Source organism: Achromobacter sp. FW305-C-30-7 (genome assembly GCF_058783105.1).
The window spans coordinates 117,594-135,819 of record NZ_JBYSYI010000009.1 but is presented as its reverse complement, the minus strand read 5'-3'; the positions used below and the strand labels follow the sequence as shown (position 1 = coordinate 135,819).

Annotated in this window: 16 protein-coding genes, 1 tRNA gene and 1 pseudogene; 7 read left to right on the top strand and 11 right to left on the bottom strand. The window is 60.0% G+C overall.

Features of this window, described 5'->3' with window-relative positions; translation table 11 throughout:
- Nucleotides 1–146: 146 nt before the first annotated feature.
- From AC3WOB_RS25355 to AC3WOB_RS25320, 8 genes are all read right to left on the bottom strand, one after another.
- Entirely contained in the window at nucleotides 147–1,808 is a 1,662-nt protein-coding gene (locus AC3WOB_RS25355) for a TolC family outer membrane protein (RefSeq protein WP_492276534.1), read from the bottom strand.
- Nucleotides 1,801–2,670, bottom strand: a complete 870-nt coding sequence (locus AC3WOB_RS25350) for a hypothetical protein (protein ID WP_492276533.1) — start codon at nucleotides 2,668–2,670, stop codon at nucleotides 1,801–1,803. The genes AC3WOB_RS25355 and AC3WOB_RS25350 overlap by 8 nt, the downstream gene beginning before the upstream one ends.
- A gap of 16 nt (nucleotides 2,671–2,686) precedes the next feature.
- On the bottom strand, nucleotides 2,687–3,475 hold the full coding sequence (locus tag AC3WOB_RS25345; protein ID WP_492276532.1) for a SapC family protein: 789 nt from the start codon (nucleotides 3,473–3,475) through the stop codon (nucleotides 2,687–2,689).
- Between the two features lie 391 nt (nucleotides 3,476–3,866).
- Nucleotides 3,867–4,202, bottom strand: a complete 336-nt coding sequence (locus AC3WOB_RS25340) for a hypothetical protein (RefSeq protein ID WP_492276531.1) — start codon at nucleotides 4,200–4,202, stop codon at nucleotides 3,867–3,869.
- 385 nt (nucleotides 4,203–4,587) lie between these two features.
- A complete protein-coding gene (locus AC3WOB_RS25335) occupies nucleotides 4,588–5,424 on the bottom strand; it encodes an SDR family oxidoreductase (RefSeq protein ID WP_492276530.1) in 837 nt (278 codons plus the stop codon).
- A gap of 122 nt (nucleotides 5,425–5,546) precedes the next feature.
- Nucleotides 5,547–6,944, bottom strand: coding sequence for an aldehyde dehydrogenase family protein (locus AC3WOB_RS25330; protein WP_492276529.1), 1,398 nt, complete (start codon nucleotides 6,942–6,944; stop codon nucleotides 5,547–5,549).
- A gap of 116 nt (nucleotides 6,945–7,060) precedes the next feature.
- On the bottom strand, nucleotides 7,061–8,026 hold the full coding sequence (locus tag AC3WOB_RS25325; RefSeq protein WP_492276528.1) for a PDR/VanB family oxidoreductase: 966 nt from the start codon (nucleotides 8,024–8,026) through the stop codon (nucleotides 7,061–7,063).
- Between the two features lie 33 nt (nucleotides 8,027–8,059).
- Nucleotides 8,060–9,355 (bottom strand): cytochrome P450, encoded by a 1,296-nt coding sequence (locus AC3WOB_RS25320; protein WP_492276527.1) that lies wholly within the window; start codon nucleotides 9,353–9,355, stop codon nucleotides 8,060–8,062.
- 488 nt (nucleotides 9,356–9,843) lie between these two features.
- Here AC3WOB_RS25320 and AC3WOB_RS25315 point away from each other — a divergent pair, with 488 nt between their 5' ends.
- The gene (locus AC3WOB_RS25315; protein WP_492276583.1) at nucleotides 9,844–10,413 is read left to right on the top strand and encodes a TetR/AcrR family transcriptional regulator; all 570 of its coding nucleotides are present in this window, start codon (nucleotides 9,844–9,846) and stop codon (nucleotides 10,411–10,413) included.
- Nucleotides 10,414–10,422: 9 nt separating this feature from the next.
- On the opposite strand, the pseudogene AC3WOB_RS25310 reads toward AC3WOB_RS25315, so the two are convergent.
- A pseudogene (locus AC3WOB_RS25310) lies at nucleotides 10,423–11,052 on the bottom strand (zinc-binding dehydrogenase); the annotation flags it as partial.
- A gap of 86 nt (nucleotides 11,053–11,138) precedes the next feature.
- On the opposite strand from AC3WOB_RS25310, the gene AC3WOB_RS25305 reads away from it, so the two are divergent.
- The 6 genes from AC3WOB_RS25305 to AC3WOB_RS25280 all read left to right on the top strand — a co-directional run bounded on the left by AC3WOB_RS25305 (nucleotide 11,139) and on the right by AC3WOB_RS25280 (nucleotide 17,137).
- A complete protein-coding gene (locus AC3WOB_RS25305; RefSeq protein WP_492276526.1) occupies nucleotides 11,139–11,360 on the top strand; it encodes a hypothetical protein in 222 nt (73 codons plus the stop codon).
- 192 nt (nucleotides 11,361–11,552) lie between these two features.
- Nucleotides 11,553–12,935 (top strand): PIN-like domain-containing protein, encoded by a 1,383-nt coding sequence (locus tag AC3WOB_RS25300; protein WP_492276525.1) that lies wholly within the window; start codon nucleotides 11,553–11,555, stop codon nucleotides 12,933–12,935.
- 625 nt (nucleotides 12,936–13,560) lie between these two features.
- A complete protein-coding gene (locus AC3WOB_RS25295; RefSeq protein ID WP_492276524.1) occupies nucleotides 13,561–14,643 on the top strand; it encodes a DUF4062 domain-containing protein in 1,083 nt (360 codons plus the stop codon).
- Nucleotides 14,644–15,208: 565 nt separating this feature from the next.
- A complete protein-coding gene (locus AC3WOB_RS25290) occupies nucleotides 15,209–16,348 on the top strand; it encodes a hypothetical protein (RefSeq protein ID WP_492276523.1) in 1,140 nt (379 codons plus the stop codon).
- Nucleotides 16,345–16,614: a hypothetical protein gene (locus tag AC3WOB_RS25285; RefSeq protein ID WP_492276522.1), complete on the top strand. Its 270-nt coding sequence runs from the start codon at nucleotides 16,345–16,347 to the stop codon at nucleotides 16,612–16,614. Before AC3WOB_RS25290 ends, AC3WOB_RS25285 begins: the two co-directional genes overlap by 4 nt.
- Nucleotides 16,615–16,924: 310 nt before the next feature.
- The gene (locus AC3WOB_RS25280; protein WP_088158931.1) at nucleotides 16,925–17,137 is read left to right on the top strand and encodes a helix-turn-helix transcriptional regulator; all 213 of its coding nucleotides are present in this window, start codon (nucleotides 16,925–16,927) and stop codon (nucleotides 17,135–17,137) included.
- Nucleotides 17,138–17,209: 72 nt separating this feature from the next.
- On the opposite strand, the gene AC3WOB_RS25275 is transcribed toward AC3WOB_RS25280, so the two are convergent.
- Nucleotides 17,210–17,286: transfer RNA gene (locus AC3WOB_RS25275), tRNA-Pro, on the bottom strand.
- 142 nt (nucleotides 17,287–17,428) lie between these two features.
- The gene (pstB, locus tag AC3WOB_RS25270) at nucleotides 17,429–18,205 is read right to left on the bottom strand and encodes a phosphate ABC transporter ATP-binding protein PstB (protein ID WP_013395581.1); all 777 of its coding nucleotides are present in this window, start codon (nucleotides 18,203–18,205) and stop codon (nucleotides 17,429–17,431) included.
- Nucleotides 18,206–18,226: the final 21 nt, after the last annotated feature.

Here is an 18,226-nt window from a genome sequence, read left to right as displayed (position 1 = left end):
ATCGTCGCTCGACACTTTTTGTGCGGACGCATGCAGCGCCCTGATTTAAACGATTCCGAGCCATCCGGCGCAACGCCGGACGGCCCTGTTGTGGTCTTGCCCGCGTACCGCCGGGCCTGCGCGTGGCGCCGCAAGCCCGTCTTGCTCTACAGCATCTGCTGGCTGATCGCCGCGATGTCCGCGGCGTTCAGCGTGCCGGCGGCCTGCTTGAGCTTCAGGCCGTCCAGCAGGAAGTTGTAGCCAGCCTCCGCCTGCTGGCGCTTGGCGTTGTATAGATTGCGCGTCGCGTCCAGCACGCTGACGATGTCGTTCAGCCCTGCCTGGAAGCCCTCTTCCTTGAGTTTCAGCGCCAGCTCGAACGATTCCACCGAGCTGTTCAGCGCCTTGATCCGGTCGATGCCGATCACGATGTTCTGGAACGACGAGAACACCTGGCGCTGCACCTTGCGGCGGGTCAGACTCAGGTCGGACGAGGCCGCGCTCAGACGGCTGGCCGCCGCGTGGCTCATGCCGTAGGTGTAGCCGCCCTGGAAGATCGGCACCGACAGGTTCACCGTGAAGCGGGTGTCGGCCACGGTGCTGCCGCCGCCAAATAGGCTGCCCCCCGTTTCATTGCGGCCCGTGGAGGCGCGCAGATTGACGCTGGGGTAGTAGCCGGCCTTCTGCACCGACACTTCCTTCTCCGCCACCGCCACGCCTGCCGAGGCCGCGCGGATCGACCAGTTCTGGTCCAGCGCCGTGCGCAGCCAGGCCTGGGGATCGTTGGGCAGGGGCAGCGTCATCGGCAGATCCTTGCGCACCGGACGCAACTTCAGGTTGCCGTAGCCGACGATCTCCTGCACGGCCTGCTGCTTGTCGAGGTAGTCGTTCCTCGCCAGCAGGGTGTTGGCGTCCTGGATGTCCAGGCGGGCCTGGACTTCGCTCAGGCCCACGCGGGTTTCCTGGCCGCTTTGGTAGCGCGCCTGCACCAGCTCCTGCTGCTTCCGGGTGGTGTGGCGTTCGGCCTCGGTCAGTTCGATCTGATCCTGCGCGGCCAGGACGCTGAGATAGGCGGTTGCCGTGCGCAGCATCAGGTCTTGCTGCGCATAGGCGTAGCTGGCCACCTCCTTGCGCTCGGCCTCCTGCGACTGGCGCCACTTGTGATATGCGCCCAGCTCGAAGATCGGCTGGTTCAGGGTCAGCGCCCAGCCGTTCTCGGCCCAGTTGGCGCGGCCCGTCTGGTAGACGCTATTTTCGCTGTCGACCACGTTCTGACGTACGCGGCTGCGATTGACTTCGCCGCTGATGCTGGGCAAGAGTCCCGCGCGGGCGGACATGACGCCATACCCTACGGCCTGCAGCTCCTGGTAGGCCCCCTGCATCTGCGGATCATTCTGCAGCGCCATCATGTAGACCTGATCCAGCGTCATCGGATCGGCCTGGTCCGGCAACTGGGCGCCGTTGTACGCCGGCATGTTCTCCGCCAGGTACGACGCTGGCGCCGGGAACGTGGTGTTCTCGTCGAAACGCGGCGCGGGCGCGGGCGGAACCTCGTCCATCTGGGCGCTGGGCGTCGTCTTGCCAAAGCCCGAATCCTCTTGCGGGGTGTGCTGGCCGATCTTGAGCGTGCCGCTTTCGGTTTGCGGACTGGAGGACGCCGCAGCCGAAGCAGACGCGGTCGCGGAAGCCGTTGCGGGAGCGGACGCGACCGGCGCTTTCTGGTCGCGCGTCGCGCAACCCGCCATGCCCAATGCGGCCAGCGCCGCCACCGCCAGCAGGCCCTTGCGCGCATGCGCCAGGCGGAAGAGAAGCTTGTCGTTGTCAGTCATAGTAGACAGTCAGAAACTCGTGTCCGTCCCGCGCGGCCCCCGCAGCCAGGCTATAGAGGCTGCGGGGTTCGTCGGGCAAAAGAAAACCCAGCACATCGCTTTCCGCCAGAGCCAGGCTGGCGGCAAGACGCAAGAGGTCGGGAATGAAAGCTCTCAAGGGCAGGTCTGCCCCGCGAAAGGTCAGCGTGAACGAATCGCGCCGCGTATCGGGCTCGTCCACTTCGAGGAACATGAAGCCGGCGGGGTCGGCTGCCACGCATGCTTGCGCCACGATCGCCTGCGCGACCTGCCGCAGCACCGGGTTGGCGAGCTTGGCCAAATAGGGCTCCAGATGCGCATCGAACGCCGCGCGGTCCTGCAGATAACGCATGCGATAAGTGGTCACGGCCGCCTCGCGCTGCGTGGCCGGATGCCATTTGTAGCCGCAGCCCAAAGGCAGGACGCCATGCTGGCGCAGCGCCTCGGACGTGGGCATGAACTCCAGGTAGACGCGGTACGTGCCGGCGGCGCCGTCGGGTTCGTAGGCGAAGAACATGGCGCGCGCATGCTCCATGTCCTGCACCACCCGCATCCACAGCGACTGCGGCATGGCGAGCGCGCGCGACAACGTGGCCAGATCCAGCTGGCGCCAGTTTTCGCGCTGCATGCCCAGCATGAAGCGATTGCCGACCAGTCCCGCGGCCGAGAACTTCATCGACCACTCGACCCCGTCGATCTGCCGGTTCTTGAACACCGCGAGCAGGCGGTCCGCCCAGATCCGTTGCTCCCCCCGCAGGGTATGCAGGGGAATGTGGATCTCGGGCTCGGCGCCGGCTTGGCTGGGGGCCGGGCCGATCGCGGGAGTCAAGGTGGCGGTCAGCATGGCCCTGCGGCGCGGATCAGGCCGCGGACGCGGCGGGCGCGGCGGCGCTGGTGGGCGCAGCGTCCTGCTGCTGCGCCTTCAAGCGGCGTTGCTCGTCCAGTTGCATGGCCAGGCGCTGGACGTTGCCCAGCGACGCGCGATGCAGTTCGATCAGGCGCAGGATGCCGGCACGGTGCAGCTCGGTCACGCGGGCATCGTCGATGCCGGCGAACTTCTGCTCGTCCACGACCCAGAAGCCGCTCAGGTAGCGGTCGCCGTCGGCCTGCGAAATCGTGATGGTCTTGGCCGTGAGCAGACCCAGCTCGTTCAGGCGCTGGGCCATGTTCTTGGTCAGTTCCATCTCGCCCTGGAACACGCGCAGGAATTCCATCATCTGCGTCAGGTAGCCGGTTTCCTTGCCGTCTTCGAACAAAGCCACGCCATCGGCGGTATTGACGCCGGGATAGGACTCATCGATGCACACGGCCAGTCGGTCGGCCTCGGCCGTAGTGCCCAGCACAAAGGGATAGCGGCGAGCAAAAGCGGGCACATAGGTGTCGGCCTTCCAGGTGCCCAACTCGGTCACGAACAGGTTGGACTTGTCTTCCAGGCCCAGCAGCACGGCTACGTGGAAGTTGCCGGCGTCGTCGCCCACGAACACGATGGGATAGTGGCGGCCCGCGTCGGCGAATTCGCTAGCGGCGATGGGCAGCGCATTCGTGTCCTGCGCGAATGCGTAATGATCCGGCTGAATCTGGATCCTGGTGTCCTGGTGCGCTGCCCGATCCAGCGCCACAGCCCGTTCATAAAACACAGTCGCTGACATGCTTCCAACCCTCCTTGCCTGTTTTTGCCAGTCACCAACCAGAGCATTACGTAAAAGTTGCACACACTGTTTCTGAAATGCGGCCTTTTTCGCTCAAGTCAATGCATCATTTTGTCTATTGACTGCAAGTATTAGACGGTGATTGAAACTCTTCGTCTATACCTGAAACTAGGTATATCTCTGTATGGCGTAAGGCTTTTTTCTGAGTTACAACTAGTAATATCGTAATAAATTGATGTATTTCACATTGATGCGAGCAATGGTGCGTAAAAAAAACCCGCAGCCGGGGCAACGGGTTCTTGATTGCGTTGGCTAGCTTGTCGGGCCCAGCGTTCCCGGCGCGAATTGCCTCACGCCAGTCCCGCAAACCCTGCCGCTCGCGTCACGCCTATCAGCTGGCGGCCTGACAAGCCAACAGTTCCTTGTCGGTAATCACCCACTTGTCGGCGCCGTCGATCTGGACGTCTTCGAGCACGCACTGATCGCCGTCCTCGTCGACGACACGGACATCCCACTTGCCCCGGGTCACGCCGGACAGAGTGAGCGAATCGCCCTTTTGCAGCACGTCCTTGTCCAGGTGGTCTTCGCCCCAGCTTTTTTGCTTGCCGGGCGAAAAGTAGATCTCGTGGATTTCCCAGGACGACTGATTGACGAACACGACGTCCGCAGCCGAGGCGACGATGGGAAAGCATGCCAAAGCCGCGACTGCAAATTGCCGAACCTTCATTTATTCACCGTTGGTAGAGTGGGTTGAAATAATTGATGCGCACTCTAGCCAACTAAGTCATACGCGCCTATCACTGAAATCAGTGATATTGCGTCGTCCGAAGGTCATGCAGTCCGGCTCAAGACCAGCCCTTCACGCCAGCCGATGAGACCCGTAGCCGGGCTCAGTCCCGCCGCGGTCCGCTCTGTCAAGAAGTAAACAGACAGCCCGCTGCCAACGCACGTAGATTGCTCCTGACGCGGCCTGGCCGCATGGGCCACGGCCATCGGAGACCCTCTTGAGCATACGCGGCAAAGCCTACAATGTCGGCGCCTATGCGTTGGATCTAATCAGCGGCTGGCAGCGTGGGAAACTGCCAGTTTCTTGGGAACCTCGAACTGCGTCGTCAAAGCACGAAGCAATCCGCCGAAGCGCGTACCGTCATGTCGCTGACCGAGACTCCCCAGGGCTGATCGATGGCCAGAAGTACCGCATCGGCGATGGATCCGGGCTCCAGAGGCACATGCGATATGTTCTCCGGATCGCGCAGATCGGAGGGCAGGGAACCTTCCTGCAAGCCCTTGACCATGGTCACGAACTGTTCCATGTTGGCCCCGACTATGCCGACGGCGGCGGCCTGATTGACAACGGACCCGCCGAGCCCGGTGCTAGGCACGCCTGTCGGTTTGATGGTCGTCACCTTGATCTTCCCGCGCGCTTCCATACGCACGGCTTCCGACATGAAATTGACTGCCGCCTTGGTGGCGCCGTAGATTGCCGCGCCCACCACCGGAAAATTCCCGTATATGGACGAGATGTTGACCAGGTGGCCGCGCCCCTGGGAAATCATCTGATCATGGGCCGCAATCATGCCGTTGAGGACGCCCTTCATGTTGATGTCGATGCAGCGCATCCAGGCGTCGTAGGCGAGAGCATGGTCGGCGATAAAGGCAAGCGGCATGATGCCTGCGTTGTTGAGCATCACTTCGATCGAGCCATATTTCTGCACACTGGCGTCGACGAGGCGTTTCAGGTCATCCAGGATGCGGACATCCGCGGCCATGGCCTGCGCCCGGCCGCCGGCCGCGACAATATCGGCAACGGTTTCCTCCGCCGCCGCCACGTTGACGTCGCCGCACGTCACCAGCGCTCCGCGCGCAGCGGCCTTCTGCGCGACGAGGCGCCCGAAGCCCCCGCCAGCGCCAGTGACGACCATGGTCTTGCCTGATATGTAATCACTCATCGCTCTCTTCCTGGACTACCGCTATGTATGGAAGCCACGCCATGCCGCATGACCTGGATGTGACGCGACTTGCCGTGGTTTGCGCCAACCGGCGCACTGAAAGGCCACATGCCGCCACGCGTTCAGTGCGGCCGCTTCGATGACACCGTCCGCAGCACCGTGTACTCCAGCAAACCTTCGGCGCCATTCTCGATGCCTACGCCCGATTGCTTGTGCCCGGCCATGGGCTTGCCGGGCTTGAGCGTGTGGATCTGATTGACCCAGACCGTGCCGGTGTTCAATCGAAGCGCAACTCTCGTGGCCGCGGCCTGGTCTGCGCCCCACACCGACCCGCCCAAGCCATATTCGCTATCGTTGGCCCGCGCAATGACTTCTTCCTCATTGCGGAACTTGAGCAGCGGCAGGATCGGACCAAAGGGCTCCTCGCGCACCACGCGCGCGGTATCGGGAGGGTTGTCCACCAGCGTGACCGGAAAGAAATAGCCCTTCCCTTCGGGCAGGGCGCCGCCCGCCAGCAGGCGGTATCCCTGGCTGCGCGTGTCCTCAAGCAGGTTTTTAAGCCGCTCGAACTGGCGGCGGTTCTGCACGGGGCCGAGCTCGACCCCCTCTGCATTGCCGGGCCCGACCTTGGTTTCGCGCGCCAGTCTGGCCAGCGCCTGGGCCATCCGGTCGTAGACATCTTCGTGGATGTACAAGCGTTTGATGGCGAGGCAGTACTGGGCGCTATTGGTGAAGGCTCCCCAAAATATGACGGGCGCAATCGCGTCGATATCGGCGTCTGACATGACGATGGCCGCGTCGTTTCCGCCCAGCTCGAGCGTCAGCCGCTTCAGATTGCCGGCGGCGGAGGCCATCACCGCACGGCCAGTCTGGGTCGACCCGGTAAAACTGATCTTGTCGATGCCCGGATGCCCGGACATCAGCGGACCCAACGCGTCGGACCCGCTGATGACGTTGAGCACCCCCGGAGGCAGTACGTCGCGCAGCAATTCACCCAGCTTCAATGTCGTCAGCGGCGTGTATGGCGAGGGCTTCAGCACCATGGTATTGCCCGTGACCAGGGCAGGCGCCACCTTCCAGATTGCCAGTACCAGCGGGAAGTTCCAAGGCACGATGCCGCCCACCACCCCTACCGGCACGCGCAACACCCTGACCAGTTCCTCCGGCGTCTCGCTGCTCACATCGGCGGGAAGATCCAGCCCGGCGGTCTCCGTGCACCAGTATGCGGCCGCCATCAGTTCCTGGCGCGCCGCGGCAAGCGGCTTGCCCTGCTCTTGGGTCAACAACTGCGCCAACGCTTCCTGGTTGGACAGGATGACCTCGCCCACACGGGCGACCAGCTTTCGCCGCGCCTCCAAAGGCAACCCGGCCCAGGCCGGCGCCGCACGCCGCGCACTGGCCACGGCCTCGTCCAGCTGCTGCGGCGTGGCATCGGGCACGCGGGCCACGATGTTCTCGGTGGCTGGATCCAGCACGTCGAGGCGCGTGGCCCCAAAAACGGCCTTTCCATCTATGGTCATGCTGAACTCAATGGGATTGCCCATGGCGATTCGGACCTCAATGTTGCGGGCCAGGCGAACTTCCAGCGGCCGCGCGTTGGCTGACGGACCTCGTTACCGAGGGCCGCGATGAAAAATCAGAGATCAAGCACAAGCAGCGGCGACTTCGCGCGCGAGCAGCACGGGGTGAACTGGTTGCCGCTGGCATGCTCTTCGTCGGTAAGGAATACGTCGCGATGATCGGCTTCCCCTTCCACCAGACGCATGACGCAGGAGCCGCAGGACCCCTCCCCGCAGGAGGTATAGATATCCACGCCCGCAGCCAGCAGCACGTCGGCCACGGATTGATCCGCAGGGATATGAAAGAGCTGGCCGGAACTCGCGATTCTTACGTCGAAGGCGCCGTCCTGAGAGGTATCCACGGGCTTGGCGCTGAAGTGCTCGTAGCGCACGCGATGCTTCGGAACGCCTGCCTGATCCGCCGCCTGGCAAACCCATTCGATGAAGCCGGCGGGCCCGCAGACGTAGATCTCTTCTTCCGGTCCCACTTGGGAAAACAGCTCATCCGGATGCAGCTTCTGCTCGTCGGCCTTGTCGTCGTAATGAAAGACGACGTTTTCGCTGAAGGGAGACTGGGCGATACGGTCCAGGAAAGCCGCCCTCCCCTGATCGCGGGCGCAGTAGTGCAAGGAAAACGCCGTACCCGCGGCAAACAGTGTTTCGGCCATGCACAGCATGGGCGTAATGCCGATTCCGCCCGCAATCAATACGCTTTTAGCCTGCGGCTTCAGCGGGAAGTGATTGCGCGGCGCACTGACCTCGACCACGGATCCGGGTTGCAAGCGTTCGTGGATCGCCACCGAACCGCCGCGCGACTGGGGATCCCTCAAGATGCCGATCACATAGCGATGACGTTCCGACGAGGCGTTGCACAGCGAATACTGCCGGACTATGCCGGGAGCGACATGTACATCGATATGCGCTCCCGCTTCGAAAGGCGGCAAGGCGCCGCCGTCCAACGCTTCCAGCTCCAGACTGATGATGTCGTCGGTTTCCTGACGCCGGTGCGCGACGCGCACCGAGCTCGTTACTTGGGATTGCATCGAGAATGCTCTACGGAAGGAGATGAAGAACCGCTAGTTCATGAAGCATCGGACCGGCAAATGCTTGGGGCCGCCGACGAAGCACGAGGCGCTCATGGCCATATCACCTGCGAGTTCAACTCGCTGCAGCCTTGGAATCATCTCTTCAAACAGGATGCGCATCTCCATCTTTGCCAGGTGTTGCCCCAGACAGATATGCGCCCCCAAGCCGAATGACAGATGACGATTCGGCTTGCGGTCGATGTTGAATTCAAAGGGGTTCTCGAAGACGTCTTCGTCCCGATTGGCGGAGCCGTAGCAGAGCATCAGCCAGTCGCCCTTGTGAATCTGACGACCGCGGATTTCAGTGTCCGCAGCGGCTGTGCGCATGAAGTGCCGCACCGGGGACGCCAGGCGCACCGCTTCGTCGATGAACTGCGGGATCAGGCCCGGGTTGGCTTGAAGCCGCGGCAACAACTCGGGATATTGGCTGAGCGCCCACATGGCGACGGCTGTCGACGACGAGGTCGTGTCGTGCCCCGCCGTGGCGATGATGACGTAGTATCCCAAGCGGCTGTCCTCGCTGAGGGGCACGCCGTCTATGACCGCGTTCGCGAGCAGCGTCGCCACATCATTGCGTGGATTTACGCGCCGATCGGCGGTGACCTTTTCGAAGTAGGCGCGAAAATCGGCCACGATCGCCAGAACATTCTGCGCCAGCGCATCATCGTTGCCGCCCGCGTCCTTCCCTTCGCGTTTGAATTCGGGGTCTTCGGTGCCAAACAATTCCTGCGTCAGCAGCAGCATCCTGGCCTCGTCCTCGGCCGGCACCCCCAGAATGTCCATGATGACGTGCAGCGGATAGTGCAGTGCGATCTGCGTGGCGAAGTCGATGACCTCGCCCTCTGCCGCCGCCAGCTTGTCTACCGTGCGGCACGCCAGGTCGCGGATCCGCTCGTCCAGTTTGAGTATGCTGTTCGGCATGAACCATGCCTGCGTCAACGTCCGCAGCCCCTTGTGTTCGTCTCCGTCCACATGGACCAGCGTCTTGATGCCGCCGTTATAGCTGCCGGTCACGGCCTTGAGGTGGTCGATCATGGCCTTGGGGGCGCTGATGGTGGCATAGTCGCCATTGCGGAAAATCTGGCTATCACGCGAGATGGCGGCCACGTCCGCGTGCTTGGTCACCACCCAGAAAGGATCGAAGCCTTCGTTGACGGCGCGCCCCAACGGGTTGTTGGCGCGCGCCCATGAATAGGTGGAATGCAGTTCGTCAATGTTGGCATAGACCTGAGCATTCACCAGGGCTTTCGCGACATCGCTGGGCAGATCGAAATCGGTATGGTTCATGGTATCGGGCGAGAAGGTTGCGGAGGGGACGATTCGAGGCGCGCTAACACCTGCGTGGACGACTCGCCATCCTGCGGGCATAATTCACCTTAAATCAGAATCTAAATTCTGATTCTATTATTGAGATGTGCCCCTGCCCGTTCAATGCGGGGTTTCCCTAGGCTCGACACTGACGTGTCGTCCCTCCCCGCGCAGGCGGGCGGCAGCCAGGATCAGATCGCTGAAGAGACACGCCGCCGCCCCCGGCGGAATGTTGCGCTCTGCTTCAGATCTGGATTGTTGTTGCCATGGCCTGCCCGCCCGCTACGGCATAATGTTCCACATTGCTTCAAACCAGGATAGTTGTTGCCATGGCTCCTCCATCGCCAGAAGAAAAAACCAAGACGACACAGGCCCCCGGTGCTCGGAAGACGGTTGCCGCAGCCGCAAGATCATTGCCCGCTCCTCGCCCTCCCAGGCAACTGCGCAGCGAGGAGTCCTTGGCCAAGATGATCCAGGCCGGACGGGAATTGATAGAACGGCACGCAAACCTGGACCTGGTGCTGATCGGTGATGTCATACGTCTGGCAGGCACATCCATCGGCGCGTTCTACGGCCGTTTCCAGGACAAAGAAACTTTCCTGGCCGCAGTCCTGGAGGCTGCGGTTACGGAGGCGCAAGCGCAAGCCGACAACCTCGTCTGGCAAGACGCCGTCTGGACCGAAGGCACCGCGTCGGATATCGCCGCCGCCATTGTCGTTTTTTACGTCGATGCCTGTCGCCAAAACCAAGGGATGTACAGGGCTGTGCTGCGGGATTTTGCGGTGGATGCCCCGGAATCGCACCCCTTGCGCGTCTTGAACAGCCACATCCATACCGTGTTCGTACCGGCCCTCGCGCGCAAAATGCCGGCCAAGGCAGGCGAAGACGTCGAATCGGAGATCCGCAACGCCATGCAGATGCTGATAGGGACGGTCTCGCTGATGATGCTGGCGGACCCTGGTCCGCTGCGGCTCGAAGAGGATGCAGTCAAGCCGAAGCTGACTGAAATGATGCGGCGGCTGTTGCGGCTGGCCTGAGATTCGAACTCACGCTCGAATCCAAGCCACCGCCTTGCCGATTTGCTGCCGGGACTCGATGCGAGCGTGCCCCTTCGTGATTTCGCCGAAGGAATACCTCTCGGAAATGCCTATTTTGAGTCGCCCTTCGGAAAGCGCTTGAAAAACGTCGTCGGCTCTACGCTGCACCGTGGCGGCATCCGCCATATGATCCGCCAGCCTGGGTCGGGTAAGAAACAGCGAACCGGCTTCTCCCAGCTCATACGGATCAAGGTCCTTCAGGCTTCCGGATACATTTCCGTAATTGACGACCAACCCCCGCTTGCGTGTCGCCCGGAAACTATCCCGCAGAGTGGCTCGTCCGAGCGAATCAAAGACAACGTCCACGCCCTTGCCCGCAGTCAATTCTCGAACGGCATCAGCAAATCGGCCGTCGTCATAAAGCATCGCGGCGTCCGCACCATGCTGCCGGGCTACCTGGCATTTTTCCTCGGTACTTGCGGTCGCGTAAACCGTAGCGCCTGCTTTCTTGGCCATCTGGACAAGTATCTGACCAATGCTTCCAGAGGCAGCGTGCACCAAACATGCGCTGCCGGCCTGCAGGTGCGCAACATCATGAGTCAGATAATGGACGGTGCACCCTTGAAACATCGCGGCGGCATCCGCGGCCGCAAAAACACAACTGACTTAGATCTACCAGGGGGCATTGGACGCAACACGATCTACGCCGCACTGCGGCCACCATCATGGGTGAACTCGGATTTACGCAGGATGTGATAGACCGCTGCCTCAATCATAAAGAACCTAAGAAGGTCACTCGAACTTATCAACGTCAGACCATGTTGAGCCAGAGGCAGTCTGCATTTGACGCGCTCGAGCAACATCTCACCAATCTTCTAGGCGATACCGCTGATTGGTTGCCATGGCCACAAGAGGTGGAAAGAAACGACGCTTTGTCAGAATCTTAGGGCCGGTCGCTACGCTCAATGTGTTGCATACAGAGGGTTATCCATACTCCTCTGCAAAAGCCTCAAGTTTACGGGCTTTATTGCGTTCGGAAATCCTGTATACCCGAAAAAGTACCCGATCATGATGTTGATAGCTGTTTACAGCCAAGCAGGAAATGGATACATATATGGCGTTCAACTCGCCCCTTAGACATGAAAAACCTTTTCCCCGGCCACTACCCACCGTCGACTTCCTTCGACGAGGCTCTGCCCCAAGCGCTCATCATCTTCGACACCAACGTGCTGCTCAATTTCTACGAGCTGGGGCCAGATACACGCACACGCCTATTCAGTGCGCTAACTCAAATACGTGAAAGCTGTTGGTTGCCCTACCACGTCGGCCTGGAGTTTCACCGTAACCGCCTGGGCAAGATAGAACAGGCATTCCAGGCCCACCGGGATGCAGTAGGAAAATTCAGACAGGACATAACTGCATTGACGTCTCTTTTGGAGAAACAGGACGTACTCAAGCATGACGCCCGTACGGAAGGATTCGTTAAACCGTTCAGGGAAGCAGCTGAAGCGCTGGCCGTCCATGCTGACGAAGCGGGTTCCAAGCTGCCCCAGCGTTCGCATGACGATCCTGTGAATGAATCCTTGGCGGCAATCTTTGATGGCCGCGTGGGTCCAACTCCCACCCAAGAAGAAATTAACAAGTACAACGAAGAGGGTCGCCGGCGTGCCGAACACAAGCATCCCCCCGGTGTGACGGACGGAAACAAGGCAGGGGAACGCTTTCTAGATCGCAATGTGGCTTATGCGGGAGAATGGGGCGATCTCTACATCTGGAAGCAGATACTGCAATATCTAGAGAAGGTAGATGACAAGCGCTTCCTGATATTCGTCACTGACGAGCGAAAGGCAGACTGGTGGGCGAAAGACGGAAAATCAATATTGGGTCCGGCTCCCGAACTTTGTCAGGAATTGGCAATATGCAAGCCCGGATGGCACCTTCGCATGTACAGCTCAGCGCGCTTTTTCCAACATCTCTCGGAGACCAGGGGCGTCGACCTTAGCACGGACGATTTGCAAGATATTCGGGATGCCGGTTTGGCAGTGGCGAACTCATTCAAGCACTCAGCGCAGGCAAACCTCCTCGCGCGATTGCTGCGATCGCACCCCCCTGAAGAGCCGCAGCATGCGAACCTCTACAAGAAGTGGGCAGCCGAAATCGCAGGACAGACAGATGATTGTGTTTTCATGTCTCCCGTCACTGAGAGGGGTGATCCTCTATTCTTTTGGCATCACAAGAGCGCAGAAGATCCAGAGCTTTTCCGACTAACACTTGTCGTACTCCTGAGACCCCAAGACCCGAGACCGCCAAAAGAGATCATTGACACGACTCTGGCCATGATGGCAGACGCCGGCATGAGCGGTGCGCTCGCATTCGACACAACCGCCCTACCGGAAAAAATGCGCAGTCGCTTCTTCGGCTCCATTCTTCTCGACGCACCGTGGAACACGGTAGAGGAAGGTACGAGTTTTTACGCAACACAAGTTGTGGACTCGCAAGTTGAGGCACACCGCATCAAGTAGCTGAAAGCAGCAACGCAGCCGCGCGCACCAGGGCGCCGCCCGCCGCCGCCCGAGCCACGGCCGCGACCTGCAGCAGCGTGGCAGATCTGGCCAAGGCCACCAGCGTCAACGCGCGGTCAGAACAGGCGGGCAGATCTGCAGCCAGCCCGCAAAGCCGCCATTCCCAATATTTCGAGAGGGGCTGGGAAAAACCTAACCTTCCTAACCGGACATGGCGAATTGGCCGGAGAACCTTTATTCATGCGGCTTTCCGAGATTTCAGAAAACCTAACCTTTTCCTAACCAACGCCTAACCCGGTTAGGTTTCTATACCCTAACCTTATAAAAAATAGATATCTATATAAATCAATGACTTACGACATGGTTAGGTTTCAGGTTAGGTTTTAAACCCAACCAATATTATCCATAAAAATCAATGACTTAAACATCACCTTCGGCCCCAGTTAGGAAGGTTAGACTTTTCCCAGCCCCTCCTCAATCTGCGAAAATTCCACGCAGGTCCGATCAAAGACGCTCGGTCGAAAGCTTCTGTGCCTTGAGCCGTCCCATACCCATCAATATTTGGTATAGACACAGCAAACCGCCGGCCGCCTCATGTAGATTGTTTTGCGAATAGGGAATCACGTTGGAAAAGCGATATCAAATATTCGTCAGCAGCACCTTCCGCGATCTGGAGCAAGAGCGACAGGAGGTGATGCATGCACTTTTGGAGTTAGACTGCATTCCTTCGGGAATGGAGCTATTCCCCGCCGCAGATGAGACGCAATGGAGCCTCATCCAACGCGTTATTGATGACTGCGATTATTACGTTCTGATCCTGGGCGGCAGGTACGGGTCAATTGGCCCGGAAGGCATCAGCTATACGGAGATGGAGTATCGGTACGCCTTGTCGAAGCAAAAACCCACAATTGCGTTTCTGCACCGAGACCCAGGAAAGATTATTGCGGACAATACTGAGTCCACAGCAGAAGGGAAGGCCAAGCTCCAGTCGTTCCGGGAGTCCGTCGAAAAGAAGCTCTGCAAGCACTGGTCCAATCCACAGGAACTCGGATCGGTGGTCAGCCGAAGCCTAATTCAACTAATCAAGTCCACTCCCGCCGTGGGTTGGGTTAGGGCCAACGAGTTGGCAGATCGAGAGGCCACTACCGAACTACTTAAGTTGCGCCGACAAGTCGAAGAACTGCAAAGCGAACTTGACCGCGCTCGCACATCTGCCCCAAAGGGATCAGAGGATCTCGCTCAGGGTGATGAATACCACCAAATCAAGTACAGCTTCCAGACCTACGATCGCCGTTACACCACCCAAGGCTACACCGGAACCTTTAACGCTAGATGGAATGAAATTTTTGCTGTTATCGCACCGCTAATGATCCATGAGGCCAGCGACGGAACATTAAGAAAGGCGCTAAACCAATTCGTTCAAGATAGGAACATTGAACGACTGGGTAAGAATAGGAAGTTTGCGGGGCTCGTCCTTCAACTGTTCGTGATTCAATCCGACGACTTCCAAACAGTGAAGATTCAACTTCGGGCTCTTGGCCTAATCGCCAAGAACGACAAACCGCGAAGCGTTAAAGACGTCGACACTTACTGGACGCTCACCCCGTATGGCGACGAAGTGATGACGCGCTTACGTGCCATACGGCACCAAGAAGAAGAAGGAGAAGAAGAACCTGCTGATAGTGATGAAGCAACGGCCGAAGACTAGGGTTCCTGGTCGCCACTACATGTCGCAAAACTGCCTCTATGGCGCGTCTATTTGCGTCACCTGCCCCGCGCCAAAGTCGCACCTCAGAGGCGCACCAAGGCTTGCGCCACAGGGCGGCGCATGGTTGAGTCGTTTTCCATAGATTTAGCGGGCAGGCGCGGAGGGGGGAAGACTGCGCGCCAGGACGTGCACACCCTCAAACTACTGTATATTTACACAGTATTTTGAGGTGCTCCATGGATTTCATCGACCGACCGCCGCCCGCGCCTATGCCTGCGGCTCGCATACGCACGCTGTACGCGCAAAACCCCACCGACGAGGCCGGCGCGCGCTATGGCCTGGGGAGATTTGGCGCCTCCAGCGCGTTATCGTGGCCCTGGAAGCGGGGTTGAACCACGCAGCCCGCCTGCGTCATCGCCAAGACATCCTTGATCGCGTGGGCACATCTACGAAGTCAACCAAGAAGACTTTTTCGACATCGGCAAACTGTCCGTCAAGAGTCTGAATCAGTCCGTCACCCTGGCGATCAACAGCAACCCCGGCGAGTACACCACCGCATGGCTGCATGCATGTCTGGACGGCCTTTGGCGCGAAAGGCATCGTTACCCTTGCCTTCTGGCTGGGGTCATTGTTCGCGGAGCAAATACGCGAAAAGCAGAAGAGCTATCCGTTCCTGGAAGTCGTGGGCGAAGCCGGATCCGGCAAGTCCACCCTCATTGAATTTCTCTGGAAGCTCTTCGGCCGCAACGATTACGAAGGCTTCGACCCTTCCAAGTCCACCACGCCAGCGCGAGCGCGCAACTTCGCGCAGGTGGCCGGCTTGCCCGTCGTTCTCATCGAGTCCGACCGCGAGCGCCTGGGCGAAGAGAAATCCCACGTCAAGTCTTTCGACTGGGACGAGCTGAAAACGGCCTACAACGGCCGTAGCATTCGTTCGCGCGGCGTGGCCAACGGAGGCAACGAAGCCTATGAGCCGCCGTTTCGCGGATCCATCGTGATCTCGCAAAACAATGAGGTGAACGCTTCCGAGGCGATTCTTTCCCGGATCGTGCATATCAACATCGACCGGGCCGGCCAGAACGCCAAAACACTCGCCGCCGCTGTCGCGCTGGAAACGACGCCCACCAGCGCAGTTTCCGGCTTTGTCCTGGCCGCCACCAAGCGGGAAGCGTCGATCATGGAAACGATCCTGACCCGCTATCAGGCCCACCACGACGCCATCCGCGACCGTGCCGACGTGAAGATGTCCCGCATCCTGAAGTGTCACGCGCAGCTAATGGCTATCGTGGACGCATTGCGGCTTGTCGTGAAGCTCACCGATGAGCAATACACAGCAGCAATCCAGCTCATCAGCAACATGGCTGCTGAGCGGCAACTGGTCATCAATGCAGACCATCCCATCGTGCAGGAATTCTGGGATGCGTATGCATACCTGAACGGCGATGACGATCAGCTACCCCAGCTCAATCACTCCTGCGATGCGGACGTGATAGCGGTCAACCTCAACGAATTTATCGATGTCGCCGCCAACCATCGCCAGCAGGTTCCGGCGCTGCGCGACTTGAAGAAGGTTCTTCGTACCAGCCGTCAATACAAGTTTCTGGAAGTGAAGACGGTCAAGAGCCGGATTCGGCAGAACAGCAGTCAGGCAGGCAGCAGCAAGGCGTCGACGGTGCATTGCTGGGTCTTCAGGAGGGGGGCATGAGCATGGTGAAGCCCTCTCCCGCCATGCTGGCCCAGGCCCACGCCGCAGCCGATCTACGCGGTACGCTGGCCGAGGCCATGCGGTCGCCCGTGCTTGCCCGCTGCCTGGAAATCACGGCGCTGGCGCTATCCCAGCCCCGCGCCGACCGCTACCGTCCGCCACCGGCTGCGCCGCCTGCTGGCCCCTACTTTCTCGCCCACCCCGACCAATTCACACCGCCGCGCCGCGATATCAAACGCGCCAGCGCCGGCGACGAGGACGAATAGACATGAGAGATACCAATCAGGCGTTTAAGAAGGCGACGGCGCCCCGCAAGGCTTGGAGCTACAGGCAACTAACCGAGGCGACCGAAGCCCGGATTCATTCCCACGCGGATTTCCTGAGAGAATTTTTGGCACGCCACCCCAACCATCGACTGAACCATATCACCGTGACTCAGGTTAGTGGCTGAGCCTATGGTGCGTTCCTCATGTGGCAAAGCGCGACGCTAGGCTGGCAGGATCCGGGTGACGTGCAGCGCCTCCTGGCGCTTGCTGAATCGCTCGAAAGCGCCGGCGCCGAGCATGGTGGCCACGCATGAACGATCAACTCGTTTACCGCCTGGCGGATCTTGTCCGAGTGCTCAACTTATCCAAGACGACGATCTATGAGCTTATTCAGCGAAAGGACTTCCCTTCGCCGGTGAAGCTCACCGCGCGCTCTGTGGGCTGGCGTGCGCGCGAAGTCACTGCGTGGCTGGAGAGTAGACCGCACAGCAAGGAATGGCGCCCCGCTGAGGATTCCGCTTAGCGCTGGCCCCCCTGCTGGCCCCCCAAAGCACAAAGGCTTAGCTCAATGATTGAGCTAAGCCTTTGATTTTATTGGTCGGGGCGGTGGGATTCGAACTCACGACCCTCTGCTCCCAAAGCAGATGCGCTACCAGGCTGCGCTACGCCCCGAAGGGTGGCAACTATACCAGATACCGGACGGCTAGCCTATTCGCGCCCGCAGCGCGGACCAAGCAGGCCCTGCTGCAACAGTAAAAAAAAACGGCGCGCTTTTCGAAGCGCGCCGTTTTTTCATAGGGTCGAAACCCGGCGATCAGCCGAAGCGGCCCGTGATGTAGTCTTCCGTTTCCTTGCGCGTAGGCTTGACGAAGATCTGGTCGGTCTGGCCGAATTCCATCAGCTCGCCCAGGTACATGTAGGCGGTGTAGTCCGAGCAGCGCGCGGCCTGCTGCATGTTGTGCGTCACGATGACGACGGTGTAGTCGTTCTTCAGTTCGGCGATCAATTCTTCAATCTTGGCGGTCGAAATCGGGTCCAGCGCCGAACACGGCTCATCGAGCAGCAGCACTTCGGGCTTAATAGCCACGCCGCGCGCGATGCACAGGCGCTGTTGCTGGCCGCCCGACAGGCTGTTGCCGCTCTGGTGCAGCTTGTCCTTCACTTCGTTCCACAGCGCGGCCTTGCTCAGGGCCCATTCCACGCGCTCGTCCATTTCACCCTTGGACAGGCGCTCGAACAGGCGCACGCCGAAGGCGATGTTGTCGTAGATGCTCATGGGGAACGGCGTGGGCTTCTGGAACACCATGCCGACCTTGGCGCGGATCAGCGAGATGTCGGTCTTGGCCGTCAGCAGGTTTTCGCCGTCCAGGATGATTTCGCCCTCGGCGCGCTGGCCGGGGTACAACTCGAACATGCGGTTGAAGGTGCGCAGCAGCGTGGACTTGCCGCAGCCCGACGGGCCGATGAAGGCGGTGACCTTCTTCTCCTGGATCGACATGTTCACATTGCGGATCGCATGGAACTTGCCGTAGTAGAAGTTCAGGTTCTTGACCTCGATCTTGTTCTTGACGGCGGTAGCGGTGTTTTCCATTTGGTTTCCCTTGGCTCCGGC